Annotated in this window: 22 protein-coding genes and 1 tRNA gene; 14 read left to right on the forward strand and 9 right to left on the reverse strand. The window is 50.1% G+C overall.

Annotated elements, in window-relative coordinates; all coding sequences use genetic code 11:
• Nucleotides 1–24: 24 nt before the first annotated feature.
• Nucleotides 25–1,056, reverse strand: a complete 1,032-nt coding sequence (locus AK95_RS20270) for a LacI family DNA-binding transcriptional regulator (RefSeq protein ID WP_235613175.1) — start codon at nucleotides 1,054–1,056, stop codon at nucleotides 25–27.
• A gap of 351 nt (nucleotides 1,057–1,407) precedes the next feature.
• Here AK95_RS20270 and AK95_RS20275 point away from each other — a divergent pair, with 351 nt between their 5' ends.
• The 7 genes from AK95_RS20275 (at nucleotide 1,408) to AK95_RS20300 (ending at nucleotide 8,352) form a co-directional block, all read left to right on the forward strand.
• The gene (locus tag AK95_RS20275) at nucleotides 1,408–2,727 is read left to right on the forward strand and encodes an ABC transporter substrate-binding protein (protein WP_071221721.1); all 1,320 of its coding nucleotides are present in this window, start codon (nucleotides 1,408–1,410) and stop codon (nucleotides 2,725–2,727) included.
• A gap of 2 nt (nucleotides 2,728–2,729) precedes the next feature.
• Complete coding sequence (locus tag AK95_RS20280) at nucleotides 2,730–3,608, forward strand: carbohydrate ABC transporter permease (RefSeq protein ID WP_235613179.1); 879 nt, start codon at nucleotides 2,730–2,732, stop codon at nucleotides 3,606–3,608.
• Nucleotides 3,595–4,434, forward strand: coding sequence for a carbohydrate ABC transporter permease (locus AK95_RS20285; RefSeq protein ID WP_071221723.1), 840 nt, complete (start codon nucleotides 3,595–3,597; stop codon nucleotides 4,432–4,434). Before AK95_RS20280 ends, AK95_RS20285 begins: the two co-directional genes overlap by 14 nt.
• Before the next feature lie 137 nt (nucleotides 4,435–4,571).
• Nucleotides 4,572–5,336, forward strand: coding sequence for an alpha-amylase family glycosyl hydrolase (locus AK95_RS34920; RefSeq protein ID WP_268801971.1), 765 nt, complete (start codon nucleotides 4,572–4,574; stop codon nucleotides 5,334–5,336).
• The gene (locus AK95_RS35170) at nucleotides 5,249–6,211 is read left to right on the forward strand and encodes an alpha-amylase family glycosyl hydrolase (protein WP_481855858.1); all 963 of its coding nucleotides are present in this window, start codon (nucleotides 5,249–5,251) and stop codon (nucleotides 6,209–6,211) included. Before AK95_RS34920 ends, AK95_RS35170 begins: the two co-directional genes overlap by 88 nt.
• Before the next feature lie 42 nt (nucleotides 6,212–6,253).
• Nucleotides 6,254–7,198, forward strand: coding sequence for an MTP-1 family protein (locus AK95_RS20295; RefSeq protein WP_071221724.1), 945 nt, complete (start codon nucleotides 6,254–6,256; stop codon nucleotides 7,196–7,198).
• Nucleotides 7,199–7,290: 92 nt separating this feature from the next.
• Nucleotides 7,291–8,352, forward strand: coding sequence for a BtaManbiosPhlase (locus AK95_RS20300; RefSeq protein WP_071221725.1), 1,062 nt, complete (start codon nucleotides 7,291–7,293; stop codon nucleotides 8,350–8,352).
• A 570-nt stretch (nucleotides 8,353–8,922) separates the two neighbouring features.
• On the opposite strand, the gene AK95_RS20305 is transcribed toward AK95_RS20300, so the two are convergent.
• Nucleotides 8,923–11,568 (reverse strand): adenosylcobalamin-dependent ribonucleoside-diphosphate reductase, encoded by a 2,646-nt coding sequence (locus tag AK95_RS20305; protein WP_481855859.1) that lies wholly within the window; start codon nucleotides 11,566–11,568, stop codon nucleotides 8,923–8,925.
• A 421-nt stretch (nucleotides 11,569–11,989) separates the two neighbouring features.
• Between AK95_RS20305 and AK95_RS20315 the strand changes: the two genes are divergently transcribed.
• The 3 genes from AK95_RS20315 (at nucleotide 11,990) to AK95_RS20325 (ending at nucleotide 15,992) form a co-directional block, all read left to right on the forward strand.
• A complete protein-coding gene (locus tag AK95_RS20315; RefSeq protein ID WP_071221728.1) occupies nucleotides 11,990–13,747 on the forward strand; it encodes a DEAD/DEAH box helicase in 1,758 nt (585 codons plus the stop codon).
• Nucleotide 13,748: 1 nt separating this feature from the next.
• On the forward strand, nucleotides 13,749–14,711 hold the full coding sequence (locus AK95_RS20320; RefSeq protein ID WP_071221729.1) for a YqhG family protein: 963 nt from the start codon (nucleotides 13,749–13,751) through the stop codon (nucleotides 14,709–14,711).
• Nucleotides 14,712–14,855: 144 nt separating this feature from the next.
• Nucleotides 14,856–15,992 carry a hypothetical protein gene (locus AK95_RS20325; protein ID WP_235613176.1) on the forward strand — a complete coding sequence of 379 codons (1,137 nt, stop codon included), beginning with the start codon at nucleotides 14,856–14,858 and terminating at the stop codon, nucleotides 15,990–15,992.
• A 199-nt stretch (nucleotides 15,993–16,191) separates the two neighbouring features.
• Here AK95_RS20325 and AK95_RS20330 read toward each other — a convergent pair whose 3' ends face one another.
• The gene (locus AK95_RS20330; RefSeq protein WP_071221747.1) at nucleotides 16,192–16,392 is read right to left on the reverse strand and encodes a YqzE family protein; all 201 of its coding nucleotides are present in this window, start codon (nucleotides 16,390–16,392) and stop codon (nucleotides 16,192–16,194) included.
• A 151-nt stretch (nucleotides 16,393–16,543) separates the two neighbouring features.
• On the opposite strand from AK95_RS20330, the gene AK95_RS20335 reads away from it, so the two are divergent.
• Nucleotides 16,544–17,347, forward strand: coding sequence for an N-acetylmuramoyl-L-alanine amidase (locus AK95_RS20335; protein WP_071221730.1), 804 nt, complete (start codon nucleotides 16,544–16,546; stop codon nucleotides 17,345–17,347).
• A gap of 202 nt (nucleotides 17,348–17,549) precedes the next feature.
• The gene (locus tag AK95_RS20340; protein WP_071221731.1) at nucleotides 17,550–19,790 is read left to right on the forward strand and encodes a methyl-accepting chemotaxis protein; all 2,241 of its coding nucleotides are present in this window, start codon (nucleotides 17,550–17,552) and stop codon (nucleotides 19,788–19,790) included.
• A gap of 222 nt (nucleotides 19,791–20,012) precedes the next feature.
• Here AK95_RS20340 and AK95_RS20345 read toward each other — a convergent pair whose 3' ends face one another.
• Nucleotides 20,013–20,921, reverse strand: a complete 909-nt coding sequence (locus AK95_RS20345; RefSeq protein WP_481855860.1) for a divergent polysaccharide deacetylase family protein — start codon at nucleotides 20,919–20,921, stop codon at nucleotides 20,013–20,015.
• A 300-nt stretch (nucleotides 20,922–21,221) separates the two neighbouring features.
• Nucleotides 21,222–21,305, reverse strand: a tRNA-Leu gene (locus AK95_RS20350).
• Between the two features lie 181 nt (nucleotides 21,306–21,486).
• Here AK95_RS20350 and AK95_RS20355 point away from each other — a divergent pair.
• Complete coding sequence (locus AK95_RS20355) at nucleotides 21,487–21,906, forward strand: YhjD family protein (RefSeq protein WP_071221733.1); 420 nt, start codon at nucleotides 21,487–21,489, stop codon at nucleotides 21,904–21,906.
• 83 nt (nucleotides 21,907–21,989) lie between these two features.
• Here AK95_RS20355 and AK95_RS20360 read toward each other — a convergent pair whose 3' ends face one another.
• The 4 genes from AK95_RS20360 to AK95_RS20375 form a co-directional block, all read right to left on the reverse strand.
• Nucleotides 21,990–22,319: a carboxymuconolactone decarboxylase family protein gene (locus AK95_RS20360; protein WP_071221734.1), complete on the reverse strand. Its 330-nt coding sequence runs from the start codon at nucleotides 22,317–22,319 to the stop codon at nucleotides 21,990–21,992.
• 70 nt (nucleotides 22,320–22,389) lie between these two features.
• Nucleotides 22,390–22,608, reverse strand: a complete 219-nt coding sequence (locus AK95_RS20365) for a hypothetical protein (RefSeq protein WP_071221735.1) — start codon at nucleotides 22,606–22,608, stop codon at nucleotides 22,390–22,392.
• Nucleotides 22,609–22,725: 117 nt separating this feature from the next.
• Nucleotides 22,726–23,055, reverse strand: coding sequence for a hypothetical protein (locus AK95_RS20370; RefSeq protein ID WP_071221736.1), 330 nt, complete (start codon nucleotides 23,053–23,055; stop codon nucleotides 22,726–22,728).
• A 218-nt stretch (nucleotides 23,056–23,273) separates the two neighbouring features.
• Entirely contained in the window at nucleotides 23,274–23,843 is a 570-nt protein-coding gene (locus AK95_RS20375) for a xanthine phosphoribosyltransferase (RefSeq protein WP_071221737.1), read from the reverse strand.
• 249 nt (nucleotides 23,844–24,092) lie between these two features.
• On the opposite strand from AK95_RS20375, the gene AK95_RS20380 reads away from it, so the two are divergent.
• Nucleotides 24,093–25,154: a YkvI family membrane protein gene (locus AK95_RS20380; protein WP_071221738.1), complete on the forward strand. Its 1,062-nt coding sequence runs from the start codon at nucleotides 24,093–24,095 to the stop codon at nucleotides 25,152–25,154.
• The last annotated feature ends 107 nt before the right edge of the window (nucleotides 25,155–25,261 follow it).

A 25,261-nucleotide genomic window follows, 5' to 3' on the forward strand; every position in this document is an offset into this window, starting at 1 on the left:
CCTCCATCTATTCAGAAAGTTAAATTAATCACGCGGGACTGCGGTTGAATCACGTTCGATCAGGGTTGTTGGCAGCAGAATCTCCACATAGGGAGATTCCGGTTGATCCATCCGCCAGAATAACTGTCTGATCGCTGTTTTGCCGAACAAGGCCAGATCCACTGCCATCGTGGTGGTTTTGGGAGTTGCGAGTCTGGAAAGCTGTCCGTTATCGAAGCTGACAATCGAAATATCCGCAGGGATTTGGAAGCCCAGGTTGTAAATGATAGAGTTCACGATAAAACCAAGGCCATCATTGACACAGAACCATGCGGTGGGCTGTTCATCCAGATCCCGCATCCGTTTTTCCATATACTCTTGATCCTCCAGCGCATCGCTAAGAATCCACTTCGGATGGAGCGTGATGCCCAGTTCATGATGAGCAAGGGTGAAACCTTCAAGGCGTTCATAGTAACTTGGAGAGAATGAGGTATTCCCGACGAAACCGATTTGGGTATGCCCAAGCTCATGAAGATATTTAACGACACGGTAAGCGCTGAACCGATTGTTCGTCAGAATGGCATCCGCCTGTACATCCGGATGATGATGATCGATAAGGACGGTAGGAATACCAGTATCAATCAGTTTGTTCATATAATCAGTGCTCAGATGGGAGAGGATAAGAATACCGTCTACTTCTTTTTGTTGGGCAAAAGGAGGCAGCGTACCGTCCTTCATCATCTGCTGGGAGATGGACTGAATGAGTAACTTCTTGCCTCGTTTTTGTGCTTCCTGTTCAATAGTCAAGTAAATCTCCCCGAAAAACCCCCGCAAGGAAAAAGCAAAGTCCGTTGCTACAAGAGCAATACTGCCTGTAGACGCTATCATATCCTCCGGATCGGAGGACCGCTTTCGATTTCCCGTATAAACATAGCCTAACTCATCGGCAGTTTGAGTGATGAGCTTGCGCGTTTCCTCACTGACACCGCCTTTACCTGATAGAGCTTGCGAAACCGAATTTTTAGATATTTGCAGGTGGTCTGCGATATCCTGCATCGTAATTTTCGACTTAGTCAAGGATAACGACCCTTTCTCTTATATAGGAATGGTTGTATAGAAGTAATGGATTCACATCATACTATACCGAAAACCAATGGAGATTTGAAAGATTTAGATCAAACATTACTAACATTATTTTAACGTTACAAAATAAAAATGTAAAGTGACAATGTTTTGTGACATGTCTCACAGGAATTAATTGTTTATGGTATTTTTGGTTAAAAAGCGTTGACAAACAGGTATTCCTGAATAATAATGTGAATATAACGCTTTCAGTAATTTGTAATCATCTTTTTGTAACGTTACAAACTCAGCGGTGTTACCCTCTGTTCTTTGGAGGACATATTGCATTTGGGAGGATGGGTCAACATGAAGAAAAAGAGAATTTCTTTGCTTCTTGCAATTACATTGGTAGGTGGAACGGTGCTTGCAGCTTGTGGTAACGGCGACAACAGCGAACAAAGCGCAGACGGTGTAACAACCGTAGAATTCTGGGCAGCGCCTAATCCGCCACAGCAAGCATTCTGGCAGGAGATGGCCAAAGAATATGAAACTGTAAATCCGAAAGTAAAGGTTAACGTCAGTGCGATTAAAGAATCACCGAGCTCTGAAGCAAGCATTCAGGCTGCCATCGCAGGCGGTAATGCACCGACAGTAGCTGAAAATATTAACCGTGGATTTGCTGCTCAACTGTCAAACAGCAAAGCGCTCCTGCCTCTCGACGAACTGCCGCAGTTCGAAGAGATGGTAAAATCCCGGAACATGACAGAAACCATTGCGCCGTGGGAATTCGCGGATGGTCATCAATATGTATTGCCGATCTATTCAAACCCGATGCTTATCGGATGGCGTACAGACTTCCTGAAAGAGATCGGATACAATGAGCCTCCCCAAACGTACAGCGAAGTTCTGGAGGCAACTGCGAAACTGAAAGAGAAGTATCCGGATAAGTATATGTGGGCCAAAGGTGCTGACCTTGCCGACCCTACAGCTTGGAAACGCTGGTTTGACTTCTTCTTGCTCTACAACGCAGCATCAGACGGCAACAAATTCATCGAAGGAACGAAGCTGGTTGCAGATGACAAAGCTGGCGTTGAAATGCTGACCTTCGTGGATGAACTGCGTAAAGCTGGCGGCATCCTTTCTCAAAATGCAACCGACCCATTTGAAACCGGTGCGGGTGTGTTCACCGATATCGGTCCTTGGACATTCGATATGTGGGCAACGAAATATCCTGAACTTAAATATGGAGAGAACTTCACCCTGACCCTGCCTCCGGTTCCGGATCATATGGATCCGGCCGATGCAAAAACCTATGCGGATGCAAAAGGCCTTGTTATCTTCTCAGGTGCACCGGAAGCTTCACAGCAGGCTGCTGCTGAATTCTTGAAATGGGTTTATTCCAATGAGGAGAATGACGTGAAATGGTTTAAGCAAACCAACCTGCCTCCAGCACGTGATGATCTGAACGAAGTGGAAGGCTTCAAGCAGATCCTCGCTGAAAAACCGGAACTGGCTCCATATGCAGAAGCGGTGTCCAAAGGGGTTCCTGCGATGGATAACCCTAAATTCAATGAGCTTCAAACCTTTATCGGACAAGAGGCATTTAATAAGGTCATCCGCGGCGAAATCGATCCGCAAACCGGTTGGAATAATATGAAGAAAGCGATTGAAGGTGAACTTCAATAATGATTAATAAACAAAATAATAAGTTGGGCTGGCTATTTGCCAGTCCCTACATTATTTTCGGATTGGTATTCTTCCTGGGGCCGCTGATTTGGTCCTTGTACCTTTCTTTTACGAATTGGGACCTCATCGCTCCCGATTTTGATTTTGTAGGACTGGATAATTTCCGAAAAGCCATGGCAGCACCAGGGGTTCAATCCGCCTTTTGGGTTACCTACAAATTCATGATGTTATTTGTTCCTCTGGTGACGGCCATGTCACTTGCCGTAGCTGTTGTCATACAAGGATTGCCTAAGTTTAAAAGCGTGTACCTAATAGGGTTCTTCCTGCCCTATCTATCCTCAGGGGTTGTAGCGTCCCTGATCGTACAAGGTTTTCTATCTTATAACAGTCCGGTCAATGAGTTCCTAAGAGGAACGTTCGGAATTAACATTGACTGGCTGGGCACGCCGTTCTCGGCACTGTTTATTGTCGGCTTGATCTTGGCTTGGAAATTCACAGGTTACTATGCTCTGATCCTGACCTCAGGCCTTGAAAGTATTGATAAAGAAGTCTACGAAGCAGCTGCAATTGATGGAGTAACCGACAGACAACAATTCTGGAAGATTACACTGCCTCTCTTGTACCCTGCTCTATATACAACATTGATTCTCTCGTTCGGCGTTACTTTCGGTATCTTCACAGAGGTTTACCAGCTGACAGGCGGCGGACCGAACTTTGCAACGAATACATGGCAGATGGAAATCTTCAATCAAGCATTTACGAATCTGCAGGCTGGATATGCTTCAGCAATAGCCATCATGGCTTCTGTCGTTACCTTTATCTCTATCTATGTGATTCGAAAACTGCTGGAAGGGTGGGGTAAACGCAATGGTTGGGTCTAAGAAAAACAGTAAAGGTCGACTCACGGGCCGCTATATACTGGCAACCCTTCTGCTTCTCGTCATGGTGTATCCTTACTTGTACATGGTGCTCAACTCTTTTGCAGATTGGTCACAGGTGGACCGGCAGCTCGTTCCAAGCAAATTCTCATTAAAATCCTATGAATGGCTCTTCTCCGGCGGTGAGGTCGGCATTGCCAGACCTTGGATGAATTCATTCTTTAACAGCGTTATCGTTTCCGTCGGATCCACTTTCCTGATGATGTTGTTCGGTATTATGGTTGCCTATGCATTGTCCAAATTGAAATTCCGTGGACGCGACACCGTGAATAACTTTGTGTTGTTCCACATGTTCTTTCCGGCGATCATTTTGCTGATTCCAAACTTCCTCATTATCCAGAAGGTCGGACTGTTTGATACGTACTGGGCAATGATTATACCGAAGGCCGTCAGCTTGTGGGCGATCTTCATGTACACCAACTTCTTTAAAGCCGTTCCGGATGCATTTATTGAAGCCGCAAAACTGGACGGCGCTTCGGATTTCAAGATTCTGTACAAAATCATGATTCCGATGTCCAAGTCCATTACCGCGGTTATCTTCCTGTTCTTGCTGATGGAACGCTGGACAGAACTTTTATGGGATATGCTCATCGTACGCAGTGACAATATGCTGACACTCAACGTTCTCTTGTCCCAGATGTTCGGACCGTATGGCAGTTATCCAGGTCCGCTGTATGCCGCATCCGTCCTGCTCACCGTGCCGATTATTATTATGTTCGCGATCTTCGGCAAGAAGTTCAAGGAAGGAATGCAGTTCAGTCTCAAATAAATCACGGATGGCTTCAAAACCACATCAGATTTGCTGCAGGAAGCTCGTATAAGAGGTCTGTACTTTACAACCTGCTATTCGGGCTTCTTCTTAAATAAAGGGATGGACACGCCGTTCATCCGGGAGTGGAAAAACGTATGGATAGGACTCAAATGAAATGGTGGCGAAAAACCGCCTTTTACGAGATTTATATGCCAAGCTACTGTGATGGAAACGGGGATGGCGTTGGTGATTTTCCCGGAATTACATCCAAGCTGGATTATCTGAAGGAGCTCGGGATTGGCGGAATTTGGCTGACTCCTTTCTATCAATCACCCAAGATCGATAACGGCTATGATATTTCGGATTATTACGCCATAGATCCGGATTACGGGACAATGGAAGATTTCGAGCGGTTTATAGAAGAAACTCACCAGCGAGGGATCCGGGTCATTGTAGATCTGGTGCTGAACCATACCTCGTCGGCCCATCCCTGGTTTCAGGAATCCAAATCCTCTACCCTTTCACCGAAGCGTGACTGGTACATCTGGAAGTCTCCTTCAGATCAAGGGATACCGAATAACTGGGAATCCTTCTTTGGTGGAAGCGCCTGGGAGTGGGATCCGGATACAGAGCAGTATTACTACCATGCCTTTGCCAAGGAACAGGTTGATCTGAACTGGGCCAACCCGGAAGTCCGCCAGGCAATGAAAGACGTCATGGGATTTTGGCTGGATAAGGGAATTGACGGCTTCCGGCTGGATGTGTCAATTTCCTTAAAGTCTCCGGCCAATTCCAGGATAACCCGGTTGATGGGAACGGCGATCAGATTCACCTGTACGATCAGAACCAGGATGGGATTGTTGAAGCGATCGGCGAAATCTGCCGTTACGTGCATGAACGGGATGGCATCTTCATGGTAGGCGAGGTAGGCTCCGAGGATATGGACATCCTGCGCCGCTACAGCGGCAGCGGCCTTCTCGATGTAGTGTTCAACTTTAACCTGGGCAGTCAGGAACAGTTCCTCCCTGCGGATCTATATAAACAGATCAAATTAATGGAAGAACAACATGCGCCGGATCAATTGCCGACCTTGTTCTTCAGCAGCCATGATATGCCGCGCCACATTTCCAGATTCGGCGAAGGCGATGCCGAGCTTGAGGAGCAGAGAGCCAAACTGATGGCAGCCCTCATGTTAACGGCGAAGGGGATCCCATTTATCTACTATGGCGACGAGATCGGGATGAGAAATCACATCGCGCACCGGATCGAGGATATGCGGGATATTCAGGGTCTCGGTCATTATGAAGTCGCGCTGAAGAATGGACGCACAGAAGAAGAAGCGTTGAACATAGCACGTACCAAAAGCCGGGACTACTCCCGTTCTCCTATGCAGTGGAATGGAAATCGTTACGGCGGTTTCTCGGATCAGGCGCCATGGATCGGAATGGGTCCCGGGTATGAGCAGATCCATGCAGAAGCACAGCAGCAGCAAACGAACTCCATGTTTGCTTTTTATAAAAGACTGCTTAAGCTCCGAATTCAGTACCCGGCCCTCTATATGGGCGATTACCTCAAGTTGGATCAACTGAAGGGTTCGGCAATCGTGTATACCAAACGCTTCAGCAGCGATGAAGCCGTCGTTGTGCTCCAGTTCGGGAGCGAGCCGCTCCATCTGGACCTAAGCGATTGGTCTGACCAGGAGCTGGAGTTGGTTGCTGCAAGCAAAGAACCCTTATCGCTCGGCGGATCTGTATTCGAAGTACCCCCTCACACGGCGGTTGTCTGGGTTTCCTAAGAGCAATTATCTTTTGTTTATATAGAAGGAGGCATCATTTTCGTGGCATTGAATAAATCAGCAGTACAAACATGCGCAGCGCTGTTGCAAGCATATCGAGACAAGAAATCCACCGTTCAGAACCCGGTAAAACTTCAGTTTACGGGTGTAGGTGACAAGGATGTGTATAATATCACAGCCCCTTTCCAGATTGATGGAGTCACTGTGATTGCAGGCCGGGTAGAATCGCGGGACAGCGAGCATTCCGAAATCCACTTTTTCGTGGAGCAGGACGGCACTTGGGTACCGAAAGAAGGAGCGCCTGTCTTTACGCTTCAGGATCCGTTCTTTACCTTCATTCAAGGCGAACTGGTCCTAGGCGGCGTTGAGATCTTCCCTCATCCTACGATGGAGAATGCGCTGATGTGGAGAACCGTATTCCGGAAAGGCAAAACGCTGAATGATCTCTCCCCTTTCTTCACGGGACCCGACGCGATGAAGGATTTACGCCTCACGGAGCTGGCCGGCGGCGAAATCGGCGTGTTCACACGTCCTCAAGGCAAAAAAGGCGGCCGAGGTAAGATTGGTTTTACCAGGGTGAAATCGCTTGACGACGTGACGATAGAACTCATTAACGATGCTCCCCTCCTGGCTGATCAATTCATCGATGCGGAATGGGGCGGGGCTAATGAGCTGCACATTTTGAACAATGGACTTGTCGGCGTGCTTGGCCATGTGGCCAGCTTTGATGAAGCCGGTGATCGTCACTATTATCCGATGGTGTTTGCGCTCGATCCACAGACAGGCGCATTTAGTGATATGGAATTGATTGCCGTACGGGCCGAATTCCTGCCGGGTGAAACCAAACGTCCGGATCTGGCTGATGTCGTATTTAGCGGAGGATTGGTTCGCAAGCCAGATGGAACCGCGGATCTCTACGCAGGGATTAGCGATGCGGAAGCGCATCGTGTGACAATCGAGGATCCGTTCCTCAAATTCGAGCAATAGGATAAAAGATCCTGCTGCCTGCCTTACCCATTGAGGTTCGGTGACAAGCTCATATATACAAAAAAATGCTTATTGGATAGGGGTAAACAACCATGAATATATACAGATATGAGGAGAATCCTCTGGTTACACCGGCTGACGTGAAGCCGTATCATGACGGTTTTGAAGTGATTGGCGCTTTTAACGCAGGCGTAGCCGAATATAACGGTGAAGTGCTGCTGCTTCTCCGTGTAGCGGAGCGCCCCATTAGTTCTGATCCGATGATTGTCAAGGCACCTGTCTTCAATGCTGACACGCAGAAGCTGGACATTCTTGAATTCCGTACCGATGATGCGCGTTATGATTTCTCCGACCCGCGTGTCATTCGCAACGTGAATCAAAGCGCTACATTCGAATACTTGACCTCTCTGTCCTATATTCGTGTAGCACGGAGCAAGGACGGGCACCGCTTTACCATCGATGATAAACCGCTTGTCTATCCGGCACAGTCACTTGAAACGTTCGGTATCGAAGATCCGCGTGTAACGCAAATCGGCGAAACGTATTATATCTACTTCTCGGCCGTATCGCCTGTCGGTGTCGGCGAGTCGATGGTGTCCACCCAAGACTTTGTGAACTTCACGCATCACGGCATGATTTTCGGACCTGACAACAAGGACGTTCTGATCTTCCCTGAGAAAATTAACGGCAAATATTATGCGCTTCATCGTCCAACCACGAAAAGCACGGGAAATCCGGAAATGTGGATTGCCGAATCCGATAACCTTATATACTGGGGCAATCACAAACATCTGGCGGGTCTGCGTGATGGCATGTGGGACAGCGGCCGTATGGGCGGCGGTGCCGTTCCATTCCGTACGGAAAAAGGCTGGCTGGAGCTCTACCACGGTGCAACCCTGGATCACCGCTACTGCATGGGCGCCCTGCTGCTGGATCTGAACGATCCATCCAAAGTGATCGCCCGCTCCAGTCAACCGATCATGGAGCCGGAAGCGGATTATGAGAAGAACGGATTCTTCGGAGACGTTGTCTTCTCCTGCGGCGCACTGGTCGATGGCGATGTCGTGAAGATGTATTATGGCGTAGCCGATACGTCCATGGCTTGCGCTGAACTGAGCGTAAAGGAAATTCTGGACAGCCTGACCTACGAATAAAATTTCTGCCTGCGTAAAGGCAATGCTAATTGTGACAGCGTAATACGATAATCACACCCAAACCAAGGCCTGCTCCAGCAGGCCTTGGTTTTTTGGTATAACCATGCTGGCATTAACGCGATCAGGCTATAACTGTATACCGGACGCGTGGCTTTAAATCTGATTGTTAATACAATACGGGCAATATTGGATCCGATTTTTCATAACCAATCAGGGATAGTTCTCTTTGCCAAGGATAACCTTGTAATTTGTAATATGTTATTTTTTTAATTTGTCTAAGGGAACTTCAGTAAGTTCTCAGTTCGATAATTTAGTGCCGCTACCCTATTTATGTAGCCTTCAATTGATTCATCTTCATAAATATAAGGTCTATTCAGCAAAATAATCCTCCTAACCAAAAAGACCAGAACAACAATACCTGTTGTCTGGCCTTATCTGAATTATTATATTAAATGAATAAATAATCGTTTCTAAGGATTTTTGGAATTTTCTATCTAATTTATTCTGAAACAAATCCAAAAAATTATGGAATATCACACCTGCTGCTAGTGTCCTGTTCTAACAACTTCCTCACGAACACTTACTATACCCGCAGTTCCCGCAAGTCTTACATCCCTCGATATTGATCAAGGATGCCCCGCCGCAGGATGGGCACAGATCCAGCGACATCGAGCTGCCGCCTGCGTGGGAGCCGTGTCCGCCATACCCTGCGGCTGCCGTCGCCTCGGCCTCGCCTGCATCGACAGGCGCCATCGTGGCTGCGACCGGTGCCGGATCATGGTCATGATCCACCCCGGCGTTGTTCGCCACGTGCGTCTCGAGCGCCTTCGCCACAGCGTCGGCGATGGATTCTACGCGGTTTGCGCCGAAGCCGATCGCGCCGGTGCCGCCGATGCCCTTGAGGTGCTTGATCAGCAGCTCCACCTTATTGCCGTGGTCTCCGTAACGCAGGAACAAGGAGCAGACGCGGCCCAAGGCTTCCGCCATTGCGAACACATCCGAACCGGCCTTGCCGACGTTCAGGAAGATTTCGCTAGGGATACCGTCCAGATCGTTGATGGTAATATACGCCATGCCGAACGGCGTGTTCATTTTATAGGTTGCGCCGCGCAGCACTTGCGGACGCTTCTTGTATTGCTTATCCAACCCGCTCTTGCTCGCTGAGGCTGTCACGGCCACGCTGGCAGCCGCCGGCTCCACGTTCGTTGCATCCTCTGCGGCTTGGCCTGCCGCGCTTTGCTCAAGCGCTGTTTCCGCAGTAGAAGCTGTGGTCGCTTCGACGGCCTTATCTTCTTTTTTCTCCGTCTGCAGCACCTGCACGTCACGGCTGCCGTCGCGGTAGATCGTTACTCCCTTACATCCCAAATCGAATGCCAGCTCATACAGTCGTTTTGTATCTTCAACCGTAAAGTCCGACGGACAGTTGGCCGTCTTCGAGATCGAGCTGTCCACCCAGCGCTGAATTGCCGCCTGCACCCGGATGTGATCCTCTGCGGAGAGACTCATCGCCGTGACGTAATAATCCGGAAGCTCTTCGCCCGGATGGCTGTCCAGCCAATCCTGAGCAATCGGCACGAACTGCTCGTCGAAGCCGAGTCGGCTCTGACGGAAGTATTTGAAGGCAAAATACGGCTCGATGCCTGTCGATGTTCCGACCATCGTACCCGTGCTGCCCGTTGGCGCTTGGGTAATGACGGTGACGTTCCGTGCGCCTTTTTCACGCACCGCTTCGGCAACTTCAGGATACACCTCGGCCATATTTTTCATGAAGCCGCTTTGCAGGTACAGCTCGGCATCGAATGCCTGGAACGAACCCTTCTCTTCGGCAATATCGGCGGAAGCGAGATACGCTTCGCGGGCGATGAAGCCATACAGCTTATCCAGGAACTCCAACGATTCCGGACTGCCGTAACGGATGTTCAGCTTGATCATCAGCTCCGCAAGACCCATCGTTCCGAGACCCACGCGGCGCTCTTTTTTCTGGTTCAATTCGTTTTCTTCAAAATGGTACGGCGTCCGGTCAATGACATTATCCAGGAAACGCACGGAGTACCGTGTCGTTGTAGCCAGCTCATCCCAGGCAACGTCATGGTTCGCTTCATCATAGAACTTCGACAGGTTCATCGCGGACAGGTTGCATACGCCCCAGCCCGGAAGTCCCTGCTCGCCGCAAGGGTTCGTACAGATAATCGGGTTGAAATACCAGCTGTTGGACATCTGGTTATAGTATTCCATGAATACGACGCCCGGCTCTGCGGATTTCCATGCGGATTCGATAATCGTGTGCCAGACCTCGCGTGCTTTTACTGTTTTATATGGAATGATACGGCGTCCGGCTTTCTTCCATTTATCCAGATCGCCGTCCCACAGCTCATCATAGTCAGGATCCGTAGTATCCGGGAACACCAGCTCCCAGTCCAGATCTTCCTTCACGGCCTTCATGAAATCATTGCTGACGCATACCGACAGGTTCGCATTCGTAACTTGTCCCATCGTCTGCTTTACGGTAATGAAATCCTCCACGTCCGGATGCCAATCATTAATCATCAGCATGAGCGCGCCCCGGCGGCTTCCGCCCTGCTCGATCAATCCCGTCGTATAACTGAACAATCCGCCCCACGATACCGCACCGCTGGAGGAACCGTTCACGCCTCTTACGATCGCGCGCCGAGGACGCAGGGAAGACAAGTTAATGCCGACTCCGCCGCCGCGTGCCATGATCTCGGTCATCTCGCTCAGAGTTTCCATGATGCCGCCCCGGCTGTCCTTCGGTGAAGGAATTACGTAGCAGTTGAACAGCGTCAATTCATCGCTTGCACCCGCTCCAGCCGCAATCCGTCCGCCCGGCACCAGCTTCCAATCATCCAGAATCTCGCGGAACTTCCCGCGCCACTCTTCCTGCAGTTCCGGCGTTGCCTCAACCGATGACATGGCAGCCGCGAGTCGATCCCACATTTCTTCCGGCGTTTTCTCGATGGTTAACGTCAGCTTCTCCACGTCCGATTCCACAAGCTCGCCCTTCCGTGTCTTCACCGTGACCTTGCGGCCTTCGCGCTTCACGATTTCGCCAACTTCCTTGGTCGGAAATTTAGGATCATCCTTCGTCAAAACGAGCACCACATCGCCTACCTTAGCGTTGTTGGAGTCCGCATCCTTCCAGGCATACCGGTCCAAAAAGATCTTCTCGCTTAAACCTTCCAGTCGCTGATTCTGCATCGTACTCAAGAGCAACTACCTCCTATATAAAATATAAAATTAAAAAGTTCCGCAGTTATGCGCTCACCAACAACATAACCTGTTATGTAGCCGGTCAAACATTCAAAACCACTATATACACCATATATAGTGCTACTAATCCATTATACTACACTATATATAGGTTAACTATGCCGATAATGTGAAAATTAAGCCATCAGATCCAAGCTCCCGCTCGCAAGCTTCCGCTTTCTTCCTCTCGCTCTCTTTTTCGCCTTTCCCTATGAAAAAAAAGGATGAAAATATCCAATTCCAGCAGCCGTGCGCCCTTTGGGTTATTCCACGCCTTCCGAATCCGTGCAAGGTTATGAAGACTTCTTTTTTCGTCCATACTACATATACACCGCTGGCCCGGAATCTTTCACAACAGGAGGAGATCGACATGTTTCATCAGCCATCTGCCGACTCAGGCATGATTTTCGACGCGCGTCTTCCCGTTCCATTGCAGATCGACCGTTCCTGGTTTGACGATCTCGCCGGTCGACTGGACAAGGGCGGACCTTGGGGTGACTATCGTCTGGCCCAGCTTGCCGTGGAGGGCGAGAAATCGCGTCTCGTTACAAGCTTTGAAGAATTGCAATGCCTCAAGCACCTAGGCGGCTTATCCCCGCTCCCCCATCAGACCGATACCGCCAGACGCGTATTGTTCGAGATGTCGGGCCGAGCCATTCTCGCTGATGAGGTGGGGCTTGGTAAAACGATTGAAGCCGGCCTTATTTTAAAAGAATACATCGTGCGCGGCCTGGTATCCAAGGTGTTGATTCTCGTTCCGGCTTCCCTTGTGCTGCAATGGGTTCGCGAGCTGAACTCCAAGTTCGGCATTCCTGCGATTGCGCAGAAAAAAGCGTACTCCTGGGGCAATGATATCGTTGTCGCCTCCATGGACACGGCGAAGCGCGATCCGCATCAGGAGATTCTGCTGAACGAGGAGTACGACATGCTCATCATCGATGAGGCGCACAAACTCAAGAACAAGAAAACATCCAATTATCAGTTCATTCAAAAGCTGCGCAAAAAATACTGCCTCTTGCTGACGGCCACGCCGGTGCAGAACGATCTCAGCGAGCTCTTCAATCTGATCACCCTGCTGAAGCCGGGCCAGCTTGGAGGCCAAGGGCAGTTTGCCGCTAATTTTGTTGTCGATAAACGAAGACCCAAGAACCAGGAGCAGCTCAAGGATGAGCTGTCCAAGGTCATGATCCGTAACCGCCGCGGCGAAGGCGAAGTGAAATTCACCAAGCGATCCGTCCGCAATGTAGGGCTTAGCCTCTCGCCCGAAGAACAGTCATTATACGACGGCGTCACGTCCTTCGTCAAAGATCAGTATCAGGCAGCAGGGGGAAATTTAAGCAGTATGCTGTCCCTTGTTACGCTCCAGCGTGAAGTGTGCAGCAGCCGCGATGCCGTTTTCGTGACTCTTGTTAATCTGTCCAAGAAGCTGCCCGAGGACTCTCCGCTGCGCGATAAAATCTGGGAGCTCGTCTATCTCATCAAGGCTATCAAAGCCAACACCAAGGCGGAAAAAACCATCGAGCTGATCCAGCAAATGAACGAGAAGGTCATCGTATTCACGGAATACCGCGCCACGCAGGAATACCTGCTCAATTATTTCCGCGATCATGGGCTCATCTCCGTACCGTACCGGGGCGGAATGAACCGCGGCAAGAAAGACTGGATGATGGATCTGTTCCGCGGCAAGGCGCAGGTCATGATCGCTACGGAAGCCGGCGGCGAAGGCATCAATCTGCAATTCTGCCACCATATGATCAACTTCGATCTGCCCTGGAATCCCATGCGGGTCGAGCAGCGGATCGGACGCGTGCATCGTCTCGGCCAGACCAATGACGTGAAGATTTACAACCTGTCCACGTCAGGAACCATTGAAGAGCACATTCTGAACCTGCTGCACGAGAAGATCAACATGTTCGAGATGGTCATCGGGGGTCTGGATGTCATTCTCGAGCGGTTCGAGAAGAAGGAGTCCATCGAGAAGAGCCTGTACAAAATCATGCTGGAGTCCGGCAACGATGATGAAATCCGCCAGCGCATCAGCACATTGGGCGACTCGATTCACCATATCAAGCAGGATATCGAGCAGGGAAGCACCGTCGAAGATAATCTAAGAGAGGAAGAAGCCTAATATGACCATGACGCCGCAGGAGGTGCAGCAGCACTTCATGGCCTATTTGGAAGCCACCGAATGCACCGTCATTGAAAAATCGCCTGAGCATGTCACCGTGAAACTGTCTCCGCAAGCCGACAAAATGCTCACCAACCGCCCGTATTACTGGGGTTTCGTGGAGCGTACCGGCGCTCCCGCCGAAACGTTATCGTTCAATTTCGTGTTTGATCCGGAAAAATACGACGAACGGCTTGCAGAAAGCAAGGAAGCCGAAGCCAAAGCGCAGCTTGCCTCGCCTACGCAGGATCCGCTCCTGGCCCGCTTTTACGGGAATGCTCCGGTTCTGCCCATCCTCGGTCCCGGCCGCATTCAGCGGGAGAACATTGGCTACGGCAGCAGCCGGCTGGCCCAAATCTGGAATGCTTCCCGAGAGGAAGGCAAATGCGTCTATCTGTTCCAGCAGCGCGATACCGAGCCTCGTCCAAGAGCCCGTTCCACGCCGTATGAGCAGTGGCTGGGCGTCTGCTTCAAGGTAGAGTTCAGCTGTGATCTGAAGCGGGAGGAATTGTTTTTTCTCGGAATCTCGCTATCCAGCCGTGCGATTGCCCAAGACTTCCCGGCGATCCTGGATGGACGCGAGCTGACGCCCCGCTTGCCGGAAAGCGTTCACGTCCGCCCCGCTGCTCTTACCTTGCAGCAGGCCGTAGATGCGCTGGAGAACCATCTTATCGATAAGCTAAGTAAGCTCGACTATGACTGGGCCACAAAAGCAAGAGAACGTCTTGAAGATGAATTGTTGGTGATCGACAGCTATTACGAGGACCTGCTCAAGGAGCAGGATGAAGAGAAAAAAGCGCTCATCGAGGAGCAATATAAGAACCGCCGTTCCGAAATGCAATGGCAGTACGAGCCGAAAGTGAGCTTGTCCGTCATAACCTGCGGTCTATTTCATCTGTGTTCGCCTGTGGGTGCGTCATCATGACGCTCCTCTACAAAAGCAGGCAAAAAAAGAACCATTCTCCCTTCTCCTGCCGCGACAGCTTGCAACAGCCTTTGCAGAGCTTGTCCGATATGATGATTCCAACACATCCACGGCGCGTAGGGCCAAGGAAAGGCGGTTAATGATTTGAAGCGTTGGAACATGGAACTTCATAACCATGATGTCAAGGATTGCAAGAACTTTAAGCCCCAATCAGCCGATAACAAGCAGAACAGCCGATATCGAATGTTGTCTGTTTCCATCATTGTAACGACTATCCTCTGGTTCAGCACGGTCCAGCCGCAGGCAAGCTTGGCTGCAGCAAGACAGGCCGACGTTTCCAATTCTGCGAACAGCCTTAGTCTGACTGGCACCCCGTTTACTGCGAATCATCACACATCAGGCGTTTCAGGGGTTAGTCAGAACAAAGCTGTAGCTCAGGTTCCTGGGAATTTGATGGACTTTGCCGAGGAGACTGTCGCTCAATTATCGGCCCATGCGCCATTTACGACATGGGACGAAGCAGCACTCGAGTTCACACCGCTCGGTCCGGGCACGCACGGCTGGTTAGTCACGATTTCCGATGAAGGACTGCCGCAAGGATACATGATTATCAGTGCAGGCGAAGACGGCGGATATATCCTGAGTGAATACGGGATCGGCTCAACCCTTCCCTACAGCCAAGCGCCGCTGAAAGAGCGGCTCGCTTCGGAAGGCCTTGTGAAGGCTGGAGGGTCATTGCCTCAAGGCAGCACCGTGCGCAAGCTGTATGACGTGTCCCCCGTCTGGCAGGTCCAGCTGCCCGGCAAGAAGCCGTTTTATTTTAATGCACTAAATAGTGAAGCCCTACCGGATGAGCCCCAGCAGACGCATTCAACGACGAAGCTGGTATCCGTATCGCTGCCTGCAACAGCCAAAGGACTCGTAACTTCATCCAAATCCAATCGTTGGTTTGCCGGAACGCCCTCCATCGCAACCGGTGACTCCATGGATCCTTACGATAATCTGCTGTGGCTGACCACTGGAAATCTAACAGCCCGAAGCAGCGCCGATCTGCGGAATTTACTTAAGGAGCACTCCACCCTGATATTTAAGTCCGCAAAAGGCAATGCCGCCTACGGCGCGCCTTTTAACTTAACGGGCTGGCATCGATGGTCCTCCGAGAATCTGGAGAACCCGGCTGCGCTTTATGTTTCGGTTCCCTTGCGGAATACAGACACCCTCCGTTTCCTCCCGGCATCCCGGTTAATCGGACAAGGGCAATTTTATGCCCAGCCGGAATAATACGGGTTTTCCCATGCCATATGCCATGACTGACAAAGGACGCTGCCCCTTAATGGGCAGCGTCCTTTATTTCAAAACGGTTTATAAGTGTGCACTCAGCACGCTGAAGAGACTATAGCCTTCAAATGCCAGATTCACTTCGACCCTGACATCGTGCGCACACGATGCGCAAAATGCGATTTCATGAATTGAACATGCATCAGCTGTTACTTCGTCCCTTTTTTTTGCGCTTGGTGGTTACATCCTCTTTCCATAGCGACATGGAGAACGGAATCATGCCGAACCACCTTGTGGTCCAGGATTCCTTCACCTTCGCTTGACGCCGAACGTCCTTAGGCGTATCTATAAAATGAACCACGCGCTCGGTAATGTACTTGATCAATTCGTCGCCGCTGGCCATACGAATCAACTCCTTTTGGTTTATCCACATCCCAGTATCAGTTTGCTCCATTTCAATCAATTCTAGACGCTCGCACTTGAACAGCATGATTTTCCCGCCATATGCACATTCTAAAAAAGCCGAAATTTTTACGTGAAAGAAGGGAACCATCATGATTAAGACAGCCGTTGTATGGATGCTTCTCTTGACACTGGCACTCCCGGGTTCTGTTATGGAAGCATATCCAGTGAAGGAGCAAACCATGACGCGTCCAGCGCATGCCGTTCATAAAAGTCTATTATCGACAACCCGGCTTCTGACCGAAACGCCCGAATCCACCCACTCTTCAGGTCAGGAAATCGACCAGTCCGAACTAAGGCAGCTGCACCCTTTTGCCCATGATGTCATTCTGATCGATGTGGGTCATGGCGGAATCGACGGAGGAACGTCGTATGGTGAAATTCTCGAAAAAGATATTAATCTGGCCATTTCACGGAGACTGTTCATGCTGCTGCGCAAGGAAGGCTATCATGCCGTCCTGAACCGCGATGCCGATTACGCGCTTAGCGATGACAATCGCTGGCATCGAAGCTCCTCGAGGCATCGCCGCGATCTGTCGCAGCGCAAGCAGCTCAGCAGCGAGATCCCGACCAAGCTGGTGGTCAGCATTCATGTGAATTGGGGGAAGAACTCGTCCAAGCGCGGAGGCATCGTGCTGCATCAATCCGAGGGACGCAGCACCCTGCTTGCGGACACCATCCAAGAGCAGCTGAATCTGGTTTACCGCAACAACAATCACATCATGGTAGGTAAACCATACTATCTGCTGAATCAAACCCAAGTACCCGCCGTCATCGTCGAAACCGGCTTTCTCAGCAATATGGAGGATCGGAAATTATTAACCGGCCGCAACGGTCAAATGCAGATCGCTGAAGCCATTGCCGACGGGATTATCAGTTATTTAACGGCCCTGTAATTTGGGGCTTTTTTTTTGCATATATAGGCCTGCCTACTCCAATAATTAGGTCTACAAACCTTCTTTTTTGTCATTTAAGTTAACATCAAGATGAAAAAGTATCATTTTACTGAAAAAAATTATAGAAATTTCAGGATATTATGATAGTATAACTAACATATAGAAAGATAGATTACTCAAATGGAAATTGGGGGAGATTGCGATGTTTGACTGGCTTGGCTATCGCCAAGGACTTCCGCTCTGGATTTCATGGCGTCTGAATCGTAATATGAAGAACGATGTTGAAGACATATTCGTAGGTATTGCAGAAACGCGTAAAGAGCTGCTATTCTCTTGGAGTCATGAGTATTGGGGACATCTGGACCGACTGAAGGAGCAGCTGAACAAGGATAATTCCTATCAATCACAAGTCGGCAGCGAACATTCTCGCCCTTTGTCATCAAACGCCCGGTTGAATCAGGAGCAGCTCTTCTCAGCCTTATATTCGCGCGCTACCGACTTTACGGAATTATTCTTATTGAACTCCTCTGGTGAAGTCACATATTCTACATACCCCTCACATATTGGAACAACCTATAACGCTAGCAGTACACTGGGCGCTGCGATCACCCATCTTATCGGTTCGAACACTGGCAAATTGCTCTTTGGACCGTATGCCGATCCCACTACCTTAACTATCGGCCCGCGTTCCTCTACCTTTCACGACAAAATGACGCTCCTGTTCATGAATGCCATCTACACGGGAGATACGTTTGTCGGCATCCTGTGCGGCCGTGTGCCGAATGACGTGATCGGAGATTTAATCCAGCGGGAATCCGGCCACGTTTACCCTGATTCCGGCGACAACTATATTTTCATGGCCAAGCCCGAAATGAATCATCACATTGCGCCCGGAACCGCTCTTTCCAGAAGCCGATTTGAAGACCGAACCTTTACCCACGGCGAGAACCTGAAGGACGGCGTTACGACCGACTGGGGAATTGTTTCCGTAAAAGAGCATACCGAGCTTGAGCTCATCTTTACCGACCCGGCGACGGGTCAGCTGCACCCGGGAGTAGCCAATACCATTGCGAACGGAAGCAATTTGTTCGTAGCCTTTCCGGGATATTCCGATTACCGCCACATTCCGGTGATCGGCAAAGGCCTGACGTTCCGTTTGCCCCATTGTCCGGATGTTTGGGGGATGATGTGCGAAGGGGATTTGGAAGAGGTTTACCGCGTTCGCAGCATCCGCTTTAGACATGCTAAGCTCCATGGCCTATCCACTTTTGTGTCCAGTATGCTGATAGCTCTCATTGTTTATGTTACTGCTGCTTATGGGTCGCCCGCACTCGCCGCAATTGTAGGAGGATTGGCCTGCGTGGCCACTGGTCTTCTGGCCTCTTCCCTGATCGGCCGCAAAGAAATCGGGCGTATTGCCGATCGACTTCGAAGCCTGAGCCGATTTATCCGCATGAATGCCGAAGGTACCGGCGATCTGACGCAGCGCCTGGATACCCGCCCATTCGATCAGGACGAAACGCGCGAATTAGCCCAATGGATCAACAATATGATCGACTCCCTCGAAAGCATCATGATGCAGGTGAAATTGACCGCAGGCGATGTTTCCGCCAGCCAGCAGGTGATGAATGACACAACTGCCGTCACCGTGACTTCCGCTCAGCGTGTCAGCGGCAACATTAGCGAGATGATTCGCAGCATGCGCAGCCAGCTGAAGGATATCGATGCCGTGAAGGAAAGCGCGGAACAGATGCGGGGAACCCTCCGTCAGCTGGAACGGCAAGCCAATGAACAGATTGATGTAGCCAAACATGAAGTGGTTCGTATCGGAGACAAGATGTCTCATATCTCCTCGAAGGTCGAGGAAACGAATCAGACGATCCGCACCTTCATGGGTACCGTTCAAGAGGTCACCGGCGTGCTGCACGCCATCGAGCAAATATCCTCCCAAACCCATTTACTGGCCCTGAATGCTTCCATTGAGGCAGCACGGGTCGGAGAACACGGACAAGGGTTTGCCGTGGTAGCTAGCGAAATCCGGAAGCTGTCCGAACTGACCAGAAAGTCCACGGAGGAGGTTCACCTAATTATCAGCCATATCTATAAAGACGCCCAGCAAGCCGTGCAATCAATGAAGGAAGGAACCAAGGTCGTGCAAGAAGGAAACCTGCTGGTTTCCGCGGCCTCCGAGCTGCTCGCCGCCGCTGCCGAAGATGACGTTCGTAAACATCAGGCGGTTGATGAAGTAGTTCAGCTTATGGAGAAAATTGCATCGGTCAGCAAAGAGAATCGGAAGATTTCCAAGGATGTGGAGAGCAAGGTACAGGAGCTTACAGAGGAAATCGAAAGCGTACGATACACTTCGGGCAATGTTGAAGTTATTGCAAAATCCATGCAGCAACTGGTAGGACAATTCAAGCTCACCGATTCCCGCATTCGATAAATGAATACTGCCTCCACACATATGTACAGCCTTCCATACAGGGATGGAATCACCGGATCCTTGACTGGAAGGCTATTCATTTTTTATGGCTGTTCAAGATAGGGGCGGACCTTTGTCGGATAATCTTTTTAACGCCGGTTGCTCACGGCATGCCGAAACCGACTCCGGTTCTGCTGCTGACACTAATACGCAGACAGCGAAATTCGGTTCTGCTAACCAACGCTAATTTGCAGGCAGCGGATTCGGCCGCCAGCTTGATCGTTCCCTAACCAGATCGCTGATACCCACAAACTCCACCTTGGCTTGCAGTTTCGGAATGGTTCCTTTCAGCGCTTCTGCCGTTCGGATTCCATATTTGCCGACATGGCCAATTGCAATGCAGGATGTTCTCTCTTCCGCATGCTGTACCGCTGTCAGAAGCTGTTTGCTCACGTGCTGAACGGTATGAACATCATCCAGGAATATATCGTTGGCGATGGACGGCATCCCCTTCTCCGCGGCCAGTTTGCCAATCACGCTATGGTAGTTTGTCTTGCTGTCGATAAAGAACAACCCTCTCTCCCTGCATACATCAAGCACAATCGACATGACCCGCTCATCCCCGGTAACCTTGGAGCCCATATGATTATTAATCCCAACGGCATAAGGAACCGAATCGATTGCCTCCTCCATCCGTTCACGAATCTCCTCATCGGTTAGTGAACTTAGAATGGCACCCGGTCCGAGCCAGGAAGATCGTCCTTGCTTCGGCTCCATGGGCATATGGATGATGACGTCATGCCCTTGCCGATGCGCAGCTTCGGCATCCTTCACGCTTGTCGGCAAAAAAGGCATCACTGCCACCGTGATCTTAACAGGAAGACTCAGCATTTCCTGAGTCCCTTTCTGATCATTGCCAAAATCATCAATGATGACGGCCAGCTTATTAACTTTCGCCTCCAGATCAGGCCTGCCGCGTCCGGATTCTTCGTGGATTTCTTCTGTTTCCTGATTGGGAGGATCAGCAGTAGGGGTAGAGGCCACCCCTGCGCCATATCCGATCTGTGCTCCGTCCACGATCATCCATATCGTACATAGCAAGATAACCAATTTTTTGAATGCCTTCCGCATGGTTACTCCCCTTCCATTCATATTCATGCTAATCACACCTAACCGTATTGTTTGAGAAAAGGTATGTAAATATGTAAGAGTGATTGTATTCAGCACAGCCCAGGCACAGAAACTCCTTGCCCGCCACCGTTGGGTCGTCGGCTTTCTTACTCGCAGCTGCTTTCTCCGCAGCTCCGCGGTAATTTTGACCTTGTCGGCGTTGGCTGTCAACGGCATCGCATTATTTTGGTTAAAGTCTTTCATCCCGCCCCATCTAAAATCTCAACACAAAAGAAGCTCGTAAACTGCTAAAAAGCAAGTTTACGAGCTTCTTTATAAGGATGCGGTCGAGAGGACTCGAACCTCCACGGGGGTTAGCCCACACGGACCTGAACCGTGCGCGTCTGCCAATTCCGCCACGACCGCGTATCATGTTCATCGCTATTAGGAGACAAGTCCTTATCAGCGGCGACAAGATATATAGTATCACGCTGCGCAAAATGAGTCAACACTTTTTTTAAACTTGATTAAAAACCTGTTTTTCGGTTAAAATAAGAACATAAGTTCTCATTCAATAACCATTTTCTATATAAAGGCGGTGATGTTGATGGCCATACCGGCTGTTACGACGGAAGAACGTGCATTGATCAAGAGTTACCTGCTGCTGATGTTCATTCATAAGGTGTTTGAAAGGGATTGCCGAATCATTCAGGAGTGCGGTGTCTTCAAGAGCCCTCAATTGTATGTAGAGGTTGTGGGGAATGGCGCCAAGCGTGCTGCTGTGCTTCTTCGTGAGGTGAAGCAGGAATTCACCAAGCGGGCGATCAAGGTGTATGATATTGGACAAAACCAGGAAGGAATCCAGGCACGATATGCTTGTCGGGGTTACATTGGTTCGATGAACATTCTATGGCCATCCTTCCGTGAGGAGATGATGGACCGCATGCGAGCCTACCTTGGGCTGGTTTCGCCCGAGACCGAGTCCTCTGAGCAAGCCCATCCTCCTGCCGCTGTTTACGCCCGCTAAATCGCTGCCCTTAAACAGAGAATAACCGTCTCCCCCACTGAACATGAATGCTCCGGTTGAGACGGTTATCGCTGACACGTGAATCAATGAAGATTATGCTGCACGCGGGTCAATCCCTGCGAGAGGGCATGTCCCGCACTGGCGGCAGACGCCACGGCTACAGCCTCCATAATCTGAGCATCCGAGGCTCCCTTCGCACGGGCTTCTTCCATATGATAGAAGGTACACAGCTCATTATTGGCAAACAGTCCGATTCCGAGCGCGATCAGCTGCTTCGTTCGCTCATCCAGTTCGCCATCCTGAAAGCAAACGCCGGTGAACTGATGATACGCTTCTGCCATTTCCGGCATGCTCTGCTTCAAATTCAGAATTTCATTCTTGTAAGCCGAGACCTTGTCATTGGACATTTCCATAAACCTAAAGCACCTCTTCCACAAAAATTTGATGCGAGGTTAAGTTGTCCGACGAGTTCGAGATCTATGCCTACTCTTCGATCGGGCTAACTCTTGGTTCCTTTTTAAGCTGGTAGCTGTAACGGCGATCCAGTTTAACGACCCGCCGGTTTCTGCGGCGTATAATGACCTGCTCCGGGTCCCAGGCTACAACAAAGCCTATAATATCATTGGTCTCCAAGCCGTCCCGGACAACCCGGACCAATTCGCCGGAGAGCCGCAGCTCATCGAGTCTTTCATCGCTAATCATCACCATACCCCCTTCATAAACTTTGTGCAAAAAAAGACCTAAATGAGATCATTTAGGTCTTTTGAATGCGTTGCGATATCGACAAACATCCCGACTAAGAGATGTCCTATATACCCATTAACGCTGTGCCGGCTCGATACTGTCATTCTTCTCGTACCAAAAATCCAGAACGGTTGAAGACATGACGCGCTTCTCGATATATTCTACCTGCTGAGGCGTAAACTGTTCCTTCCATTCGAAGGAAACCTCCTCACACAATCCGGCAATCGTCAGCAGTTCTGACCAGGCAACATAGCGTTTGTACCAGAAAAACTGAGGATGTTCAATCATATAGGGATATAGATCATCAAACTCCGTATGTTTACAATCCAAAGCACGTTCAAAATGTACCTTTGCTTCATTCAGCTTCTCAATCAAAAACGGCTCGGTTACAGGTTGTTTCCCCATGGTGCTGCCTCCTCTCTCTTGCCTACCTCTTTATTATAAGCGAAAATCTTGGAGGCGAAAAGATTTTGTTGTGATTTTAGGCTGAAATCCACTTAAAATTGACTACGAATTTACACGATTACGCACGGCAGAGGCTAGGGTACAAACGTTCATGTCGGAAGTCCTGCCTTTCGGCTCTACTCCTGACATGCCATGAAGCGTTTGGTATATTCCTAAACCTAGCTGAACGTAATCTTGCCGTCCTCAAGCGACGATATGGTGACCAGCGATTCCACATGAACATTCTGTTCGCGCAGCGTTCTCGCTCCGGCCTGGAAGCTCTTTTCAATCACAACGCCAAGCCCGATTAATTCCGCTCCCGCCCGTTCAATAATCTTGATCAGGCCTCTTGCAGCGTCACCGTTTGCGATAATGTCATCAATGAAGAGCAGTTTATCCTCTTCGCCGATAAACTGGCGCGATACCATAATGTCCGTGACAATGCCCTTGGTGAAAGACGGAACCCGCTCACACAAGGCGTCTGGATCGGCGAGCAGCGTTTTTTTGCGCCGGGCGAATACCATCGGAACTCCCAATTCAAGCGCCGCGGCAAATGCAACAGAAATGCCGGAGGATTCCAGCGTAACGACCTTGGTTACGCCGCTCTCTTTAAATCTAGCCGCAAATTCCCGGCCCATATCCATAATTAATGCCGGGTCTACTTGATGCGTCAGCAGGGCATCCAGCTTCAGCACTTGATCCGACAACACGACACCTTCTTTGATGATCCGCTCTTTCAACCAATCCATCCAAAAGACCTCCCACGATTCCTTTGTCGTAAAAGTAACATATTCCTCCCTGTACGGCAAGTACAAACGGTGACTCCGTCATTTAACTGTACGGTTCCCGTCAGAATTCCTGACATTGATCTCCTTGCCTGGCCATCATCATGTACATGCCTCCGGTAAGGACCTGGACAGGTAGGAGTCATGTCCCAGCTGAGCCAAGCATACCTTGTACTAAGCAGAACGTATTAACTTTCAAGGGGGATGCGGGGCTTGCGTAATTCTGTTCGTGTTTTACAGATCGCCTTTACATATATCGGAACCATCGTTGGCGCTGGCTTTGCAACCGGACGTGAAATCCTTCAATTTTTTACCCAATATGGACACTGGGCTACACTTACCATTCTGCTAGCGACAGGAATATTCATTTGGCTCGGCACAAAAATCATGACGATATCCAGGCGGATCGGGGCCAAATCCTTTGAGGACCTGAACAAATTCCTGTTTGGAGAGAAAGCCGGCGTCTGGATCAGCCTCTTTATGTTTGTCATTCTGCTCGGAGTGAACAGCATCATGCTTGCCGGCGCGGGCTCTGTTTTTGTGGAGCATCTGAATCTGAGCTATCAAACCGGATTGTTTGTCACGATGATCGGAACCTATTTCATTCTCAGAAAAGGCATCCAGTCCATCATGACAATGAACAGTCTTGTTGTGCCCATGATGCTGACCTTATCGCTTGCGATTATTTCTCAGACGATTCAAACACCGGGTGCCACCCGATTCTTAACCTTGACTACGGACCATACCCTGCCTTCGGTTTGGCTGGCGCCCCTTCTCTACACCTCCTTTAACCTGGTAATGGCAATGCCGGTGCTGGTCCCGCTCGGCAGCCAGACCAAAAGCGCGCGTGCCGTAACCTGGGGAGGCATCATTGGAGGTACGGGCGTAGGATTTATGCTGATGGCGGCGCATTTTGCGATGTCCGCGCATATGCCCGGCATTAGTCAATACGAGATCCCGATGGGCAGCATCGCCAACCAGCTGGGCTGGCTCGTGCAGATCATCTATCTCATTCTGATCTTCCTGGAAATTTTCAGCACCTTCGTGGCCAATATCTACGGGATTACCCTGCAGGTTCAGCAGCGAACCTCGCTGTCGCCCAGAGTGATTACCCTTGGCATCATGGTGTTCTGTTATTTCTTCAGCCAGTTCGGCTTCAGCTCCTTGCTCTCTCTCCTCTACCCGATGTTCGGGGGACTGTGTCTGCTCTGGGTGCTCCGACTGACTTTGTTCGGAACCCCCCAATTCAGGGGGAAATCAAAACCACCCGTGTGAACGGGTGGTTTGCTCTGCGGCTGAAAGCCTTTGTTACTGGCCAGCCCTAAAGGGCATTGAATCGTTCGCCAACCGCACTACTTTTTCGGCTACCCCTTAAGGGGCCT

It is taken from the genome of Paenibacillus sp. LC231, assembly GCF_001860525.1.
GTDB lineage: Bacteria > Bacillota > Bacilli > Paenibacillales > Paenibacillaceae > Paenibacillus_AQ.

What these genes read in the sequence shown, in the direction of transcription:
- AK95_RS20275 (WP_071221721.1), top strand. Translation starts at nt 1,408, where the DNA reads ATGAAGAAAAAGAGAATTTCTTTGCTTCTTGCAATTACATTGGTAGGT.
- AK95_RS20285 (WP_071221723.1), top strand. Translation starts at nt 3,595, where the DNA reads ATGGTTGGGTCTAAGAAAAACAGTAAAGGTCGACTCACGGGCCGCTAT.
- AK95_RS34920 (WP_268801971.1), top strand. Translation starts at nt 4,572, where the DNA reads ATGGATAGGACTCAAATGAAATGGTGGCGAAAAACCGCCTTTTACGAG.
- AK95_RS20300 (WP_071221725.1), top strand. Translation starts at nt 7,291, where the DNA reads ATGAATATATACAGATATGAGGAGAATCCTCTGGTTACACCGGCTGAC.
- AK95_RS20305 (WP_481855859.1), bottom strand. Translation starts at nt 11,568, where the DNA reads ATGCAGAATCAGCGACTGGAAGGTTTAAGCGAGAAGATCTTTTTGGAC.
- AK95_RS20315 (WP_071221728.1), top strand. Translation starts at nt 11,990, where the DNA reads ATGTTTCATCAGCCATCTGCCGACTCAGGCATGATTTTCGACGCGCGT.
- AK95_RS20320 (WP_071221729.1), top strand. Translation starts at nt 13,749, where the DNA reads ATGACCATGACGCCGCAGGAGGTGCAGCAGCACTTCATGGCCTATTTG.
- AK95_RS20330 (WP_071221747.1), bottom strand. Translation starts at nt 16,392, where the DNA reads ATGGCCAGCGGCGACGAATTGATCAAGTACATTACCGAGCGCGTGGTT.
- AK95_RS20335 (WP_071221730.1), top strand. Translation starts at nt 16,544, where the DNA reads ATGATTAAGACAGCCGTTGTATGGATGCTTCTCTTGACACTGGCACTC.
- AK95_RS20340 (WP_071221731.1), top strand. Translation starts at nt 17,550, where the DNA reads ATGTTTGACTGGCTTGGCTATCGCCAAGGACTTCCGCTCTGGATTTCA.
- AK95_RS20345 (WP_481855860.1), bottom strand. Translation starts at nt 20,921, where the DNA reads ATGAATGGAAGGGGAGTAACCATGCGGAAGGCATTCAAAAAATTGGTT.
- AK95_RS20355 (WP_071221733.1), top strand. Translation starts at nt 21,487, where the DNA reads ATGGCCATACCGGCTGTTACGACGGAAGAACGTGCATTGATCAAGAGT.
- AK95_RS20360 (WP_071221734.1), bottom strand. Translation starts at nt 22,319, where the DNA reads ATGGAAATGTCCAATGACAAGGTCTCGGCTTACAAGAATGAAATTCTG.
- AK95_RS20365 (WP_071221735.1), bottom strand. Translation starts at nt 22,608, where the DNA reads ATGATTAGCGATGAAAGACTCGATGAGCTGCGGCTCTCCGGCGAATTG.
- AK95_RS20370 (WP_071221736.1), bottom strand. Translation starts at nt 23,055, where the DNA reads ATGGGGAAACAACCTGTAACCGAGCCGTTTTTGATTGAGAAGCTGAAT.
- AK95_RS20375 (WP_071221737.1), bottom strand. Translation starts at nt 23,843, where the DNA reads ATGGATTGGTTGAAAGAGCGGATCATCAAAGAAGGTGTCGTGTTGTCG.